The following is a 1,125-nucleotide window of genomic DNA, read 5'->3' as shown; positions in this document are numbered from 1 at the left end:
TCGAATGCACCGTCCCGTCAGGTTCAATGACAGTTGTTTTGTCATTACTCCAGGTATCCGCCCAATCCGGCGTTTCAGTCGGTGCGACCGTGACACCTGGAGAAGCAGCTGTTTGGGGATCTCCGGGCGTGACCTGCGCGACCGGCTCGGGCGCAGCCTGCCGGTCCGGTACTGTGCTCGTGCATCCGCAAGCGATGACCAGGGCAATAAGAAGAAGGGCAAACCGTTTCATATTCCAATAAACGGCCGGGTGCTATATAAAAATTCGGAAAAATCGGGTAAAAAATTAGAGGGGAAGATTTCCCTTTGTTGGCACATCGATGCCGAGCAGGGACCACTGCCGGTCCTGGATCTCCATGTACCGGATTGCATCCAGGGCAACATCATGCCCCCTGATGAGGTCCAGCAACCGGTCCTTTTCGGCCCCGCTCGCTTTTCCCTGTTCCAGCGTTGCGCGCGCCGGGATGCGTTCCTGAATTTCTCTTCGCTCATCATCGAGTTCAATGATTTTTTCCCAGTTTTTCGGTCTCATCAAATCAGCCCCCAGGCTGTAAGCAGGCCGAGCTCATACAGGGTCAGCAGCACCGCTGGTAGAACCTGGAGCGCGCGCCCGGTCAGTTTTCCGCCCACGTAGTAAGCGTGTTCGTCTTCGATCGATGCCTTGTATTCAGCAACGGACATTTCATCAAATTTCAGAAGCCCGAAGACCCGGGCAATTCCGAAGATGAAAGCGTGGATCTCGTTGTGGGAGTTCATAAACTCCGTGAACGGGTACACGCCCTTCCGTGCCAGGATGACAGCTGCAAGCAGCGCAACTGCAATCACTCCAACAATAATCAAAATTGGATGTACCATCTGTGGTCACTCCCCCGGGCAATACCCGGTTTTGTCTTTACAGTGTTGTTCAAGGCGAGTATGCCGGACCAGGAGGACTACGCCCTGGATGTACACTGGAGTGAGCATCCCTCCGATGACAACCAGGTCCGAAAGTTCAAGGATCATGGAGCTGCCACCCTCATAATCCATGCAAGGACGTAATACGGCTGCATGTTGTTATGTGCCTGACTGCCGCCCCGTGAATTCGTTGTCAACGTAGTACTACGATACGCATTCGGTGACGCACTT

The 1,125-nt window shown here is 54.0% G+C and carries 4 protein-coding genes; all 4 read right to left on the bottom strand.

The genetic code is table 11. The annotated features are described in order from the left end of the window. A partial coding sequence (locus tag CW742_RS14425) for a hypothetical protein (protein ID WP_292421569.1) occupies window positions 1-232 on the bottom strand: 232 nt, incomplete at its 3' end. Between the two features lie 54 nt (window positions 233-286). After that, window positions 287-532 (bottom strand): hypothetical protein, encoded by a 246-nt coding sequence (locus CW742_RS14420; protein WP_292421566.1) that lies wholly within the window; start codon window positions 530-532, stop codon window positions 287-289. Next, window positions 532-855, bottom strand: a complete 324-nt coding sequence (locus tag CW742_RS14415) for a hypothetical protein (protein ID WP_292421565.1) — start codon at window positions 853-855, stop codon at window positions 532-534. Before CW742_RS14415 ends, CW742_RS14420 begins: the two co-directional genes overlap by 1 nt. A 6-nt stretch (window positions 856-861) precedes the next feature. Continuing rightward, the gene (locus CW742_RS14410; protein WP_292421563.1) at window positions 862-1,002 is read right to left on the bottom strand and encodes a hypothetical protein; all 141 of its coding nucleotides are present in this window, start codon (window positions 1,000-1,002) and stop codon (window positions 862-864) included. Window positions 1,003-1,125 lie beyond the last annotated feature (123 nt).

Origin of the sequence: Methanoregula sp. (assembly GCF_002835825.1) — an archaeon.
Taxonomy (GTDB): domain Archaea; phylum Halobacteriota; class Methanomicrobia; order Methanomicrobiales; family Methanospirillaceae; genus Methanoregula.
The sequence above is the reverse complement of the archived record's forward strand: the minus strand, read 5'-3'. Positions and strand labels throughout refer to the sequence as shown.

Coding starts and splice junctions, on each gene's coding strand:
- CW742_RS14420 (WP_292421566.1), bottom strand. CDS start 532: ATGAGACCGAAAAACTGGGAAAAAATCATTGAACTCGATGATGAGCGA.
- CW742_RS14415 (WP_292421565.1), bottom strand. CDS start 855: ATGGTACATCCAATTTTGATTATTGTTGGAGTGATTGCAGTTGCGCTG.
- CW742_RS14410 (WP_292421563.1), bottom strand. CDS start 1,002: ATGATCCTTGAACTTTCGGACCTGGTTGTCATCGGAGGGATGCTCACT.